We start from the raw sequence: 15,241 nt of genomic DNA, 5'->3' as shown, positions 1-15,241 counted from the left end.
CATGGGGATCCGCCGTCCTGGTTCGCGTGTCGGGTCGGTGTCATGACAGGCCGAGTTCGTTGTCGATGAGGTCGAAGAGTTCGTCGTCGCTGGCGCCGTCCATGCGGTCCTCGATGGAGTCGGCGCCCGTGCCGTCGCGGCCGACCGTGGCGGCCGGGTCGAGGCGACCCAGGAGTTCCTGAAGCCGGGCGGCGAGCCGTTCGCGGTCCGCCGGGTCGTCGACGCCGCCGTCGAGGGCGCTTTCCAGGCTGTCCAGTTCGGCGAGGCCGGGGGCCGGTGCGGGTCCGGCGTCGGGGACCAGTTCGGCGGCGAGGTGTCCGGCGATCGCGGCCGGGGTGGGGTGGTCGAAGAGCAGGGTGGCCGGCAGTGGGTGGCCGGTGGCGGCGCGCAGCCGGTTGCGCAGTTCCACGGCGGTCAGCGAGTCGAAGCCGACCTCCAGCAGGCCGCGTCCGGGCTCGACGGCGGCCGGGCCGCTGTGGCCGAGGACCAGGGCGGCGTGGGAGCGGACCAGGTCGAGGAGGACCCGGCCGCGCTGGGTTTCGTTGAGGGATCCGAGCCTCTGCTTCAGTGCTTCGGGTCCGTCGGTGCCGGTGCCGGCGGCGGGGCCCGCGGCGCCGCGCCGGGCGGCGGGGCGTACCAGGCCGCGCAGCAGGGCGGGGACGCCGCCGCTCGCCGCCTGGGTGCGGACGGCCGCGGTGTCGAGCCGCAGCGGGAGGACCACGGGGTCGTCGAGGGTGCCGGCGGTGTCGAAGAGGGCGAGTGCCTGGGCGGGGTCGAAGGCGACGATGCCGCCGCGGGCGATCCGTCGTAGGTCGGCCTCGGTGAGGCCGCCGGTCATGCCGGTGCTGTTGGCCCACAGGCCCCAGGCGAGGGAGCGGCCGGGCAGTCCGTCGGCGCGGCGCCGGTGGGCGAGGGCGTCGAGGAAGGCGTTGGCGGCGGCGTAGTTGCCCTGGCCCATGCCGCCGAAGACGCCGGCGATGGACGAGAACACGACGAACTCCGTCAGCTCCATGCCCGCGGTGAGTTCGTGCAGGTTGACCGCCGCGTCCACCTTGGGGCGCAGGACGTCGCCGAGCTGTTCGGACGTCATGGTGGCGACGACGCCGTCGGCGAGGACGCCCGCGGCGTGCACCACCCCGGTCAGCGGGTGGGCGGCGGGCAGGGTGGCGAGCAGGGCGGCGAGGGCGTCGCGGTCGGCGGCGTCGCAGGCGGTGATCTCGGCGTGCGCGCCCAGGGCGGCGAGTTCGGCGAGGAGTTCCGCGGCGCCTTCGGCGGCGGGGCCGCTGCGGCTGGTGAGCAGCAGGTGCCGGACGCCGTGTTCGGCGGCGAGGTGGCGGGCGACGTGGGCGCCGATGGCGCCGGTGCCGCCGGTGATGAGGACGGTTCCGTCGCCGTCCCAGCCGGGGGTGCGTCCGGTGGCGGCCAGCGGTACGCGGGCCAGCCGGGCGATGTGGACGGCCCCGGCCCGGACCGCGAGCTGGGGTTCCCCGGAGGCGAGGGCCTCGGCGAGGACGGCGGGCGGGGCGGCGTGGGCGGCGTCGAGGTCCAGCAGGACGAAGCGGTCGGGGTTCTCGGTCTGGGCCGAGCGGACCATGCCCCAGAGCGCGGCCAGGGCCGGGTCCGGGACGTCGTCGCCGGTCACCGGGACCGCGCCGGAGGTGACCAGGACCAGCTTCGAACCGGTCAGGCGCTCCTCGGCCAGCCAGCCGCGCAGCAGCGCGAGGAGCGTGCCGAGGCCGTCGTGGACGGCGTCGCGCAGGGTGCCGGGCGGTGCGGACGGGGTGGTGGCGGGCGGGCAGGGCGCCAGGACCAGCCGGGGCGCCGGGGTGCCGGCGTCGAGCAGGGCGGTCAGCGCGGCGAGGTCGGTGACCGTCCGGCCGGGCAGCGGTGCGGCGCCGGGACGGGGTGTGCCGGTACCGGTGCCGAGCACGGTCCAGGACTCGGGGCCGTGGACGGTGCCCGCCGCCGTGCCGGCGCGTGCGGGCAGGGGCTGCCACTCGGGGCGGAACAGCTCTTCGTGGTGTCCGGTGCGGGTGGCCTTGAAGCGGTCGGGCGAGACGGGCCGCAGCACGAGGGAGCGGGCCGAGAGGACCGGCCGCCCGGTGGCGTCGGTCGCCCGCACGGCGACGGCGTCGCGGCCGGTGGGGGTCAGCCGCAGCCGGAGTTCGGTGGCGCCGGAGGCGTGCAGGCGCACCCCGTTCCAGGAGAACGGCAGCCAGCCCTGCGCGGGACCCTCCAGTACGTCGAACACCAGCGCGTGCAGGGCGGCGTCCAGGAGGGCCGGGTGCAGGCCGAACGCGGCGGCGTCCGGCTGCTGCCCGTCCGGCAGGGTGGCGACGGCGTACACCTCGTCGCCGAGCCGCCAGGCCGCGCGCAGGCCCTGGAACGAGGGCCCGTAGGCGAACCCGCCGCCCGCGAAGCGGTCGTACAGGCCTTCCGTGTCGAGCGGGACGGCACCGGGCGGCGGCCAGGCCTCGGGGTCGGCCGGGTCGTCCGGTGCGGTCGCCGGTACGGGTTCCCCGGCGGGGGTGAGCAGGCCGCTCGCGTGCCGGGTCCAGGGGGCGTCGGGGCCGTCGTCGGCGGCCCGGGCGTGGACGCTGAGCGGTCGGGTGCCGGAGGCGTCCGGGCTTCCGACGGTGAGCTGGAGTGCGACGGCACCGCCCGCCGGGAGCACCAGCGGTGCTTCCAGGGTCAGTTCCTCGACCTGGTCGCAGCCGACCTGGTCGCCCGCGCGGACCGCGAGTTCCAGGAAGGCGGTGGCGGGGAACAGCACGCCCTCGTAGACCCCGTGGTCGGCGAGCCAGGGGTGGGTGCGGACGGAGAACCTGGCGGTGAAGAGGAAGCCGTCGGAGTCGGCGAGTTCGGTGCCGGCGCCGAGCAGCGGGTGGTCGACCGCCATCAGTCCGGCGGCGGGCAGTCCGGCCGTGGCCGGGCCGCCCTCCAGCCAGTAGGCGTCGCGCTGGAAGGCGTAGGTCGGCAGGCCTGCGGCGGCGCGGGACGGGCCGCCGGGGTGCAGGGCCTGCCAGTCCACCGGGACGCCCGCGACGTGCAGCCGGGCCAGGGCGGCCGTCGCGGCGGGCCCCTCGGGCCGGTCCTTGCGCAGCAGTGGCACCAGCACGGGCCCGCCCGCGCCGTCGCCGGCACCGATGCCGCTCGCGGTGTCGGCGGTGTCGGCCAGGCAGTCCTGGCTCATGGCGGTGAGCGCGCCGTCGGGTCCGAGTTCGAGGTAGGCGGTGACGCCCTCGCGCTGCAGCCGGCGGATGCCGTCCTGGAACCGTACGGTGCCGCGCACGTGCTCCACCCAGTAGTCGGGGGAGCCGAACTGCTCGGCGGTGACCGGTTCGCCGGTCAGGTCGGAGAGGACGGGGACCGTGGCCGGGGCCGGCACGATGCGGGCGGCGACCTCGCGGAACCCGTCGAGCATCGGCTCCATCAAGGGCGAGTGGAAGGCGTGCGAGACTCGCAGCCGGCGGGTCTTGCGGCCGAGCGCGGCGAGCGCGCCCGCGATCTCGGCCACCGCCGCCTCGTCGCCGGAGATCACCGTCGAGGCCGGGCCGTTGACCGCGGCGACGCCGGCTTCCTTCTCGCGGCCCGCAAGCAGCGGCAGCACCTCCTCCTCCCCCGCGGCGACGGCGAACATCGCGCCACCCGCCGGGAGGGCCTGCATCAGCCGTCCCCGCGCGGCCACCAGCGCCGCCGCGTCGGGCAGCGTGAGCACCCCGGCGCAGTGCGCGGCGGCCAGTTCACCCACCGAGTGGCCGAACAGCAGGTCGGGGCGTACGCCCCAGTGCTCGACCAGCCGGAACAGCGCGACCCCGAGGGCGAACAGGGCGGGCTGGGTGTACTCGGTACGGTCCAGCAGTCCGTGGCCCGGGGCGCCGGGGGCCGCGTCGATCACCTCCCGCAGGGGGCGGTCCAGCAGCGGGTCGAGTTCGGCGCAGACCGCGTCGAAGGCGTCGGCGAACACGGGGAACCGGGCGTACAACTGCGCGCCCATGCCGGTCCGCTGGCTGCCCTGGCCGGGGAAGAGGAAGGCGGTCTTGCCGGCCGGGCCGGTGACGCCGCGCACCAGGTCCGCGGACGGCTCGCCGGCGGCGAGGGCGTCCAGCGCGTCCAGCAGGCTCTGCCGGTCCGTGCCGGTGAGGGCGGCCCGGTGCTCGAAGGCGCTGCGGTGCAGGGCCAGGGCGCGGCCCAGGTCGGCGACGGCGAGGTGCGGGGCGCCCGCCACGTGCCGCAGCAGCCGCCCGGCCTGCTCCCGCAGCGCGTCCGCGCTCCGCCCGGACAGCAGCCAGGGCAGGGCGGGCGCGTCGGGGGCGGCCGGTTCGGTGACGGCGGCCCGTTCCTGCGCCGGGCCGGTCACGACGGCCGGGGCCGGGCCCCCCGGCAGGGCTGGTTCCGGTGCGTCCGTGGGCTGTTCGAGGATGGTGTGGGCGTTGGTGCCGCTGACTCCGAAGGAGGACACCGCGGCCCGGCGGGGCCGGCCGGTCTCCGGCCAGGGGGTGTCGTCGGTGAGCAGCCGGACCGCTCCGGCCGTCCAGTCCACGAAGGGCGTCGGGCTGTCGACGTGCAGGGTGCGCGGCAGCGCCCCGTGCCGCATGGCCTGGACCATCTTGATGATGCCGGCGACTCCGGCGGCGGCCTGGCTGTGGCCGATGTTCGACTTGAGCGACCCCAGCCACAGCGGCTGTGCGGCGCCGCGCTCGCGGCCGTAGGTGGCCAGCAGCGCCTGGGCCTCGATCGGATCGCCCAGCCGGGTCCCGGTGCCGTGCGCCTCCACCGCGTCCACCTCGGAGGCGGCCAGCCCGGCGTCGGCGAGCGCCGCCCGGATGACGCGCTGCTGGGAGGGGCCGTTGGGGGCGGTGAGGCCGTTGCTGGCGCCGTCCTGGTTGACGGCGGAGCCGCGGACGAGGGCGAGGACCGGGTGGCCGTTGCGCCGGGCGTCCGAGAGGCGTTCCAGGACGAGCAGTCCGGCGCCCTCGGCCCAGGAGGTGCCGTCGGCGGCGGCGGCGAACGGCTTGCAGCGGCCGTCTTCGGCGAGCACCCGCTGCCGGCTGAACTCCACGAAGGCGCCTGGTGTCGACATCACGGTCACCCCGCCCGCGAGGGCGAGCGAGCACTCGCCGGCCCGCAGCGACCGGGCCGCGAGGTGGACGGCGACCAGCGACGAGGAGCAGGCCGTGTCGACGGTGACCGCGGGCCCTTCGAGGCCGAGGCTGTAGGAGATCCGGCCGGAGGCGACGCTGCCCGCGCTGCCGATGCCGAGGTAGCCCTCGAACTCCTCGGAGGGCTCGGTGACGCGCGAGCCGTAGTCGTGGTGGCTGCATCCGACGAAGACGCCGCTGTCACTGCCCTTGAGGGACAGCGGGTCGATGCCGGCCCGCTCGAACGCCTCCCAGGAGAGTTCGAGGAGCAGCCGCTGCTGGGGGTCGATGGTCAGCGCCTCGCGCGGGGAGATCCCGAAGAAGGCGGGGTCGAAGCGGTCGGCGTCGTGGAGGAAGCCGCCTTCGCGGGCGTAGGTGCTGCCGACCCGTTCGGGGTCGGGGTCGTAGAGGCCGTCCAGGTCCCAGCCGCGGCCGGTGGGGAAGCCGGAAATGGCGTCCTGCCCGGTGGCGACGAGGTCCCACAGCTCTTCGGGGGTGCTGACGCCGCCGGGATAGCGGCAGCTCATGGCGACCACCGCGATGGCCTCGTCCTCGGCCACGGCCGCCGCCGGTACGGGTGCCCGTCCGGCGTCGGCGGGCGCCGCCGCGGTGTCGGTGCCCGGCAGTTCGCCGCGCAGGTGGCCGGCGAGGACGGTGGCGGTCGGGTAGTCGAAGGCGAGGGTCACCGAGAGGCGCAGTCCGGTGGCTTCGGCGAGCCGGTTGCGCAGGTCGACGGCGGTCAGCGAGTCGAAGCCGATGTCCTTGAACACCTGGTCGGGTCCCACCGCCTCGGGCCCGGGGTGGCCGAGCACGGCGGCGACTTCGGTGCGGACCAGGTCGAGGAGGGCCCGGTCGAGTTCGGCCGGGGGCAGGGCGGCCAGCCGCCGGGCCGTCGGCTCGGCGCCGTCGCCCGTACGGGACCCCTGCGCGGCGTCGCGTACGGCCCGCACCTCGGGCAGGTCGGCGAGGGCGGCACTGGGCCGCAGGGCGGTGAACGCCCGGGTGAAGCGGTCCCAGGCGAAGTCGGCGATGAGGACGGCGGTGTCATCGTGGTCGAGCGCCCGTTGCAGGGCGAGGGTGGCGGTGGCGGGGTCCATGGCGGGCAGGCCGTCGCGGATCAGCCGTTCGCTGACGGCTCCGGAGGCGAGGCTGTCGCCGCCCCACAGGCCCCAGGCGACCGAGGTGCCGGGGAGGCCGAGGTCGCGGCGGTGCCGGGCCAGAGCGTCGAGGTAGGCGTTGGCGGCGGCGTAGCTGCCCTGGCCGGTGCCGCCGAGGGTGCCGGCCAGTGAGGAGAACAGCACGAAGGCGGTGAGGTCGAGGTCGCGGGTGAGGGCGTCGAGGTTGCGGGCGCCGTCCAGCTTGGGGTGCAGGACGCCGGCCGCGCGCTCGGGGGTGATCGAGTCGATCACGCCGTCGTCGAGGACGCCCGCGGTGTGCAGCACGGCGCGCAGCGGGCGCTCGTCCGGTATGCCGGCGAGCAGGTCCGCGAGGGAGGCGCGGTCGGCGACGTCGCAGGCCGCCGCGGTGGCCTCGGCGCCGAGGGCGCGCAGTTCGGTGAGCAGGTCGGCCGCGCCGGGGGCGTGTTCTCCGCGGCGGCTGGTGAGCAGCAGGTGCGCGGTGCCGGTGAGGGCGAGGCGGCGGGCGATCTGGGCACCGAGGCCGCCGGTGCCGCCGGTGATGAGGACGGTGCCCTCGGGGGTCCAGTCGCGGGCCGGGGGCGTGTCGCCGAGCGGGGCGTGGACGAGCCTGCGGCCGAAGACGCCGGAGGCGCGTACCGCGAGCTGGTCTTCGCCGTCCGGGCCGGTGAGCGCTTCGGCCAGCCGGGTGGCGGCCCGGTCGTCGAGGCGTTGCGGCAGGTCCACCAGTCCCGCCCAGCGCTGCGGGTATTCGACCCCGGCGACCCCGCCGAGGCCCCAGACCAGGGCCTGGAGGGTGCTGTCGATCGGGTCGGAGCGGCCGACCGACACGGCGCCGCGGGTGGCGCACCAGAGCGGGGCGTCGGCGCCAAGGTCGCCCAGCGCCTGGAGGAGGCCGACGGTCAGGGTGAGCCCGAGAGGCAGGGCCGAGCCGTCGCCGTGCGGTTCTTCGGCCAGGGCGAGCAGGGACAGCACCCCGGCGGGCGGCCCGCCTGCCCGTTCGTGCGCTTCGCGCAGCTGTACGGCGAACCGGGCCCGGTCGGTCGCGTCGGGGCCCGCTTCGACGAGGACCGGTACAGCGCCGTGTCCGCGCAGGGCGTCCGTGGCGAAGGCGACGGCCGGGTGGGCGGTGTGACCGGCCGGGGTGACGACGAGCCAGTTCCCGGTGAGGCGGGCCGGTCCGGCGGTCGGCAGGGGCTTCCAGGCGACCCGGTAGCGCCAGCTGTCGGCGGTCCGGTCGCTGTGCCGGCCGCGCGCCCAGTCGGCGAGGGTGGGCACCAGGGAGGCGAGGGCGGCGCGCAGTTCGCCGTTTTCGACGCGCAGGGTGGTGGCGAGGGCGTCGAGGTCTCCGTGGTCGACCGCCTCCCAGAACCCGGAGTCGGCCGGGCCGGTGCCGGCCGCGGCGACGGCGGCGGACGGGTCGGAGGTGACGGGGTCGAGCCAGTAGCGCTGCTCCTGGAAGGCGTACGTGGGCAGCGGCCGGGTGCGGGCGCCTGTCCCGGCGAACACCGCCTCCCAGTCCACCGGCACTCCGCGCACCTGGAGTTCGGCGAGCGAGGTGAGGAAGCGGGCTTGGCCGCCCTCGGTGCGGCGCAGCGTGCCGACGACGGCTCCGCCGGAGGCCCCGGCGGCCTCGACGGCCTGCTGGATCCAGACGGTCAGGGCGGGGTGAGTGCTGCATTCGACGAAGGTGTGGTGGCCGTCGGCGATCAGCGCGTCGACGGCCCGCCCGAACTCGACGGGCCGGCGCAGGTTGTCGTACCAGTACGCGGCGTCCAGGCCGCGGGTGTCGAGCGGGCCGCCGGTGACCGTGGAGTAGAAGGGGACGTCGGAGGTGCGGGGCGCGGTGCCGGCGAGGAGGGTGAGCAGTTCCTCCCGGATCTCCTCCACCTGCGCGGAGTGCCCGGCGAATTCCACGCCGGGGACCGGCCAGGTCAGCACGCCCGCCTCGGAGTACTGTGCGCACAGCCGCTCCAGGGCGGCGGGGTCGCCGGAGACGGTGACCGAGGTCGGCCCGTTGACGGCGGCGACGTCGAGGGCGCCGTCGTAGGCGGCGAGGGCGTCCCGTACGGCGTCGGCCGACAGGGGTACGAACAGCATGCCGCCGCGGCCGGTCAGGGCCAGCAGGGCCCGGCTGCGCAGGGCGACGATGCGGGCCGCGTCCTCCAGCGAGAGCGCGCCGGCCACACAGGCGGCGGCGATCTCGCCCTGGGAGTGGCCCACGACGGCGTCGGGGGTGACGCCGTGCGCCCGCCACAGCTCGGCCAGCGAGACCATCACGGCGAACAGCACCGGCTGGACCACGTCCACCCGGTCCAGCGGGGGCGCGCCGGGTTCGTCCCGCAGGACCGCGAGCGGCGACCAGTCCAGGTGCGGGGCGAGGGCGCGTTCGCAGGCTTCGATCCGGTCGGCGAACACCGGTGCGTGCACCAGGAGTTCGCGGGCCATGCCGGCCCACTGGGAGCCCTGGCCGGGGAAGACGAAGACCGTCCGGGACGCTCCGGCGACGGTGCCTTCGGCCAGGCCGGGAGCGCGCTCGCCGGCGGCCAGCGCGGCCAGACCGTCCAGCAGGGCGGCCCGGTCCTCGCCGACGACGGCGGCGCGGTGGTCGAAGGCGGTCCTGGTGGTCGCCAGCGAGTAACCGACGTCGGCGGACGGTATCTCCGGGTGCTCCGTCAGGTGCGCGTGCAGCCGGGCCGCCTGGGCCCGCAGGGCCTCGGCGCCGGCCCCGGACAGCACCCACGGCACGGCGACGGGCACGGCCTGCGGGTCGGGTGCGCCTGCGTCGGCGGGCACCGACTGGGCTGCTACGGCTGCGGATTCGGCCGATGCGGGCCCGCCCGACGCGGCCCCGGCCGGTACCGACTCGGCGGGCGGCTGCTCGATGATCACGTGGGCGTTGGTGCCGCTGAGGCCGAACGAGGACACCCCGGCCCGGCGCGGGCGTCCCGTCTCCGGCCAGGGGGTGGCCTCGGTGAGTAGGGCGACGGCGCCGGCCGTCCAGTCGACGTTCGGGGTCGGCCGGTCGACGTGCAGGGTCTGCGGCAGCTGCCCGTGCCCTATGGCCAGCACCATCTTGATGATGCCACCGACCCCGGCGGCGGCCTGGGTGTGCCCGATGTTCGACTTCAGCGACCCCAGCCACACCGGCCGCCCCTCGGGCCGGTCCTGGCCGTACGTGGCCAGCAGCGCGTCGGCCTCGATCGGGTCACCGAGCCGGGTGCCGGTGCCGTGGGCTTCGACGGCGTCCACGTCGGCGGCCGACAGGCGGGCGTTGGCGAGCGCGTCGCGGATCACCCGCTGCTGGGCCAGGCCGCTGGGCGCGGTGAGCCCGTTGCTCGCGCCGTCCTGGTTGATCGCCGAGCCGCGCAGCACCGCGAGGACCGGGTGGCCGTTGCGGCGGGCGTCCGAGAGGCGTTCCAGGACCAGCAGGCCGACGCCCTCGGCCATGCCGAAGCCGTCCGCGGAGGCCGCGAAGGACTTGCAGCGCCCGTCCTCGGCGAGGCCGCGCTGCCGGCTGAAGCCGGTGAAGGAGAGCGGGGTGCCCATCACGGTGGCGCCGCCCGCCAGGGCCAGCCGACATTCACCCGAACGCAGCGACTGCGCGGCCAGGTGGACCGCCACCAGCGACGAGGAGCAGGCGGTGTCCACGGTCACGGCAGGCCCCTGGAGGCCCAGTTGGTAGGAGACCCGGCCGGACAGCACGCTGGTGGAGATGCCCGCGATGAACAGGCCCTCCAGTTCCTCGGGGACGTCCCGGAGGTTGCCGCCGTAGCCCTGGTAGGAGGCGCCGGCGAAGATGCCGGTGGGGGTGCCGCGCAGGGAGGTCGGGTCGATGCCGGCGCGTTCGATCGCCTCCCAGGAGGTGGCGAGCAGCAGCCGCTGCTGCGGATCCATGGCGCGTGCCTCGCGCGGCGAGATGCCGAAGAAGGCGGGGTCGAAGCGGTCCGCGTCGCGGACGAACCCGCCCGCGGCGGCGTAGCTCCTGCCGGGCCGGTCGGGGTCCGCGTCGTAGAGGGCGTCGAGGTCCCAGCCTCGGTCGTCGGGCAGGCCGGAGACCGCGTCGCGCCCGTCGGCGACCAGCCGCCACAGCTCCTCGGGGGTGCGGACCCCGCCGGGGTAGCGGCAGCTCATGGAGACGATGACGATCGGGTCGTCGTCCGCGGCGGCCACGATCGCGGGGGGCGGGCCGACCGCGGCGGGGGCCGCGGCGGCGCCGAGCAGTCCGGTCTCCAGGTGCCGGGCGAGGGCCGTGGCGGAGGAGTAGTCGAAGACGACGGTGACGGGCAGCCGCAGGCCGGTGGCGGTGTTGAGGCGGTTGCGCATGTCCACGGCGGTCAGCGAGTCGAAGCCCAGGTCGCGGAAGGCCCGGCCGGGGGCGACGGCGTCCGGCGAGTCGTGCCCGAGGACGGCGGCGGCGTGCGTGCGGACCAGGTCGACGAGCACCCGGGTCCGCTCGGCCGCCGGCAGCGGCTCCAGCCGCTCGCGCAGCTCGGCGGAGGCCCCCGCGGTCCTGGCCGCCCCGTCGGGCTCCGGTTCGGCGGCCAGCGCGGCGCGGACCTCGGGGAGTTCGGCGAGCAGCGGGCTGGGGCGCGCCGAGGTGAAGACGGTCGCGAAGCGCTCCCAGTCGATGTCGGCGACCACGACCACCGTCTCGTCGTGGTCCAGGACCTGCTGGAGCCCGCTGATCGCGGTGGCGGGCGGCATGAAGAGCACGCCGTGGCCGCGCAGGGTCTCCTCGACGAGTGCGGCGGCCATCCCGGCGCCGCCCTCGGGGTTCCAGATCCCCCACACGACGGAGGTCGCGGCGAGGCCGCGGCTCCGGCGGTCCTCGGCGAGGCCGTCGAGGTAGGCGTTGGCGGCGGCGTAGGCGCCGTGGACGGCGCTGCCCCACACCCCGGAGATGGAGGAGAACAGCACGAACGCGTCGAGTGTGTCCCTGTCGAACAGCAGGTCCAGGTTCCGTGCCCCGCTGGCCTTGGCGTGCAGGGTCTCGGCGAACTCGGCGAGGTCGGTGTCGGGCAGCGGCACCAGCGACCCGGCGCCGGCGGCGTGGAAGACGGTGCCGATCCGGTGGCCGTCGCCTTCGAGGCCGTCCTTCAGGGCGCGCAGCGCTTCCAGGTCGGCGACGTCGCAGGCGGCCACGGTGACGCGGGCACCGAGCGCGGCGAGTTCCTCGGAGAGCTCGGGCGCGCCGGGCGCGTCCGGGCCGCGCCGGCTGACCAGCACCAGGTGTCCGGCGCCGCGCCGGGCCAGCCAGCGGGCGATCTGCGCGCCGATACCGCCGGTGCCGCCGGTGATGAGCACGGTGCCCCCGGGCCGCCAGTCGCGCCGCGGCGCGCTGTCCCCCAGGGCGGACCGGACCAGCCGGCGGCCGTGGCAGGCGGTGGCGCGTACGGCGACCTGGTCCTCGTCCCCGATCCCGCCGGCCAGGACCCGGCACAGGCGTGCGGCGGTGTCGGTGTCCAGGGTCTCCGGGAGGTCGATCAGACCGCCCCAGCGCTGTGGGAACTCCAGTGCGGCGACCCGGCCCAGACCCCAGAGGAGGTGCTGCGGGGCGCTGACCGGGCTGCCGGTGTCCTCGCCCGCGACCGATACCGCGCCCCGGGTCGCCCACCACAGCGGGGCGTCGATCCCGGCGTCGCCCAGGGACTGCACCAGGGCCAGGCTGAGCGCGGTGCCCAGGGGGACGGAGGGGTGGGCGGAGTGCGGGCGTTCGTCGAGGCCCAGCAGCGACAGCACCCCGGCCGCCTCACCGGGCAGCGCGTCGAGAGCCGTGCGGAGCCGGTCGGCCAGTACGGTCCGGTCGGCCTCCGCCTCGGCGAGCCGTAAGCGGACCACGGCGGCGCCGGCCCGCTCCAGGACGTCGGCGATGGCCTCCGCGCGGCGCGCCGCGTCCTCGGACTGGCCCTCCGAGGACAGGACGAGCCAGGTGCCGCCCAGGGCGGCCGGGGGGTCCTCGGGCAGGGCGCGCCAGGTCACCCGGTAGCGCCAGGAGTCGGCGACCGAGCGCTCGGTGCGGGCGGTGCGCCAGCCGGCGAGCGCGGGCAGCACCACGTTCAGCGGGTCCTCGGGGGTCACCCCGAGGGTGGTGGTGAACCGGTCCAGGTCGCCCCCGCCCAGGGCCTCCCAGAAGTCGTCGTCCCCGGAGGCCGTGCCGGAGGTGCCGCCGGCCGCCGGGCCGGTGTCCTCCAGCCAGTACGGGCGGCGCTGGAACGGGTAGGTGGGCAGCGGGACGCCGTCCGTGCGGTGTCCGGCGAACACCCGCTCCCAGTCGGGCGGCAGCCCGCCCGTGTGGGCCTCTCCGAGGGAGGTCAGGAAGCGGTCGAGGCCTCCCTCGCCGCGCCGGAGCGTGCCCACGACCACGGCGGGGCCCTGTGCGGAGTCGGCGGCACCGGCCGCGTCGGCGCTCTGCTGCACGCCGAAGGTGAGCACGGGGTGCGGGCTGGGCTCCACGAAGAACCGGAAACCCTCCCCGAGCAGCGTGTCCGTGGCGTTGCCGAACTCGACGGTCTGCCGGAGGTTGCGGTACCAGTACTCCGCATCCAGAGCCTTCGTATCCAGCCAACCACCCGTCACCGTCGAGAAGAACGGCACCGAACCCGAGCCCGGCGCCACCCCGGCCAGATCCGCGAGCAACTGCTCCCGAATCTCCTCCACATGCGAAGAATGCGAGGCGTAATCGACCTCGATCAGGCGCGCCCGCACCCCCTCCTCCACGAACTCCGCCACCAGTTCCGCGACCGCGTCCGCATCACCCGAAACCACCGTGGAGGAAGGCCCGTTCACCGCCGCCACCGACAGACGACCATCCCACCCGGCGATCCGTTCCCGTACCGCGTCCACCGGCAGCGGCACCGACGCCATCCCACCCCGACCCGCCAACACCCCCACCGCACGCGAACGCAACGCCACCACCCGAGCCCCATCCTCCAGGCTCAAACCACCCGCCACACACGCAGCCGCGATCTCACCCTGCGAATGCCCCACCACCGCATCCGGAACAACACCGAACGACCGCCACACCTCCGCCAACGACACCATCACAGCCCACAACACCGGCTGCACCACATCAACCCGCCCCAGCAACTCCCCCGACCCCAACGCCTCCACCAACGACCAATCCACAAACGGCGACAAAGCCCGCTCACACTCCGCCATCCGCCCCGCAAACACCACCGACCCAGCCAGCAGCTCCACAGCCATCCCCACCCACTGCGAACCCTGACCCGGAAACACCAACACCGTGCGGCCCGACGAGACGCCGTCGCCCCGCACCAGCCCCGGCACCGACCGGCCCTCGGCCAGCGCCCTGACCCCGTCGAGCAGTTGCTCCGGGCCGGTGCCCACGATCACGGCCCGCCGCTCGAAGGCCGTACGCGTGAGGGCGAGGGCGCGGCCGGTCCCGCCGGCCCGCAGGGGTCCGGGGCGGGTGCCCAGGTGCGTCAGCAGCCGGGACGCCTGCTCCCGCAGCGCCTCCTCGGTGCGCCCGGACAGCACCCAGGGGAGCGGGTGCGCGTCCGTACCCGCCGCGGTTCCGGCTTCGGCCGCCGGTTCGGCCTCCTCCGCCGGGGCCTGTTCCAGGATCAGGTGCGCGTTGGTGCCGCTGACGCCGAAGGCGGACACCCCGGCGCGGCGCGGACGGCCCCGGTCGTCCCAGACGCGGGCCTCGGAGAGCAGTTCCACGGCGCCCGACGACCAGTCCACCATCGGTGTCGGCCGGTCAGCGTGCAGGGTCCGGGGCAGTTCGCCGTGCGCCATGGCCAGCACCATCTTGATGACGCCGCCCACCCCCGCCGCCGCCGAGGTGTGGCCGATGTTCGACTTCAGCGAGCCCAGCCACAGGGGCTGCCGGGCCGGCCGCCCCTGACCGTACGTCGCCAGCAGGGCCTGCGCCTCGATGGGGTCGCCGAGGGTGGTGCCGGTGCCGTGCGCCTCCACCACGTCCACCTCGGACGCCGTCAGGCCCGCGTCCGCGAGCGCCGCCCGGATGACCCGCTGCTGCGACGGGCCGCTGGGCGCGGTCAGGCCGTTGCTGGCGCCGTCCTGGTTGGTGGCCGAACCACGGACCACGGCCAGCACCGGGTGCCCGTTGCGCCGGGCGTCCGAGAGGCGTTCCAGCAGCAGGACGCCGACGCCCTCGGACCAGCCGGTGCCGTCCGCACCGGCGCCGAACGCCTTGCAGCGGCCGTCGGCCGACAGCGCGCGCTGCCGGCTGAACGCCACGAACGCGTCGGGGGTCGCCATCACCGACACCCCGCCGGCCAGGGCCAGCGTGCAGTCGCCCGCCCGCAGCGCCCGGATCGCCAGGTGCAGGGCGACCAGCGAGGACGAGCAGGCCGTGTCGACGGTCACCGCGGGCCCTTCGAGTCCCAGGGTGTAGGCGATCCGGCCGGAGACCACGCTGCTCGCGGTGCCGGTGTCCAGCAGGCCCTGGACGTCGGGGAGGTGGCGGGAGCCGGCGCCGTAGCCGTTGCCGATCGCCCCGAGGAAGACGCCGGTGCCGGTGCGCCGCAGCGCGCGGGGGTCGATGGCGGCCCGTTCGACGGCCTCCCAGGCGGTCTCCAGCACCAGCCGCTGCTGGGGGTCCGTGGCCAGCGCCTCGCGCGGCGAGATCCCGAAGAATTCGGCGTCGAACTCGGCGGCGTCGTGCAGGAATCCGCCGTGCCGGGTGTAGGAGGTGCCGGGCCGCTCGGGGTCCGGGTCGTAGAGGCCGTCCAGGTCCCAGCCGCGGTTAACCGGCCAGCCGGACACCGCGTCGGCGCCGCGTCTCACCAGGTCCCACAGCAGTTCGGGCGTGTGGGCGCCGCCGGGGTAGCGGCAGGCCATCGAGACGATGGCGATCGGTTCGTGGCGGGCCTGCTCGGCCTCGCGCAGCTGCCTCCGGGCGTCACCGAGGTCCGCGGTGGCGCGCCTGAGGTAGTCGAGCAGCTTCTTGTCGTCGGACATCGGGTCCAGCTCTCT

At 76.0% G+C, this 15,241-nt stretch carries 1 protein-coding gene; it reads right to left on the bottom strand.

The features are described from left to right. Positions 1–40 precede the first annotated feature (40 nt). Entirely contained in the window at positions 41–15,226 is a 15,186-nt protein-coding gene (locus tag R4Z63_RS32145) for a type I polyketide synthase (protein WP_491522644.1), read from the bottom strand. Between the last annotated feature and the right edge of the window lie 15 nt (positions 15,227–15,241).

The sequence above is a fragment of the Streptomyces sp. PL-29 genome (assembly GCF_058344425.1).
This window is presented reverse-complemented; position numbering and strand designations above follow the sequence as displayed.

What these genes read in the sequence shown, in the direction of transcription:
- R4Z63_RS32145 (WP_491522644.1), bottom strand. Translation starts at nt 15,226, where the DNA reads ATGTCCGACGACAAGAAGCTGCTCGACTACCTCAGGCGCGCCACCGCG.